Here is a 555-nt window from a genome sequence, read left to right as displayed (position 1 = left end):
GTGCCTTCGGGAGCTCTGAGACAGGTGCTGCATGGCTGTCGTCAGCTCGTGTTGTGAAATGTTGGGTTAAGTCCCGCAACGAGCGCAACCCTTATCCTTGTTTGCCAGCACTTCGGGTGGGAACTCCAGGGAGACTGCCGGTGATAAACCGGAGGAAGGTGGGGACGACGTCAAGTCATCATGGCCCTTACGAGTAGGGCTACACACGTGCTACAATGGCGCATACAGAGGGCAGCCAACTTGCGAAAGTGAGCGAATCCCAAAAAGTGCGTCGTAGTCCGGATTGGAGTCTGCAACTCGACTCCATGAAGTCGGAATCGCTAGTAATCGTGGATCAGAATGCCACGGTGAATACGTTCCCGGGCCTTGTACACACCGCCCGTCACACCATGGGAGTGGGCTGCAAAAGAAGTGGGTAGTTTAACCTTCGGGGGGACGCTCACCACTTTGTGGTTCATGACTGGGGTGAAGTCGTAACAAGGTAGCGCTAGGGGAACCTGGCGCTGGATCACCTCCTTATACGATGATTATTGCGATGAGTGTTCACACAGATTG

General features: G+C 54.4%; 1 rRNA gene. It reads left to right on the top strand.

The annotated features are described in order from the left end of the window. Positions 1-519 (top strand): 16S ribosomal RNA (locus RH45_RS22320); the annotation flags it as partial. Positions 520-555: the final 36 nt, after the last annotated feature.

It is taken from the genome of Vibrio sinaloensis DSM 21326 (genome assembly GCF_000189275.1).
Classification (GTDB): Bacteria; Pseudomonadota; Gammaproteobacteria; order Enterobacterales; family Vibrionaceae; genus Vibrio; species Vibrio sinaloensis.
This window is presented reverse-complemented; position numbering and strand designations above follow the sequence as displayed.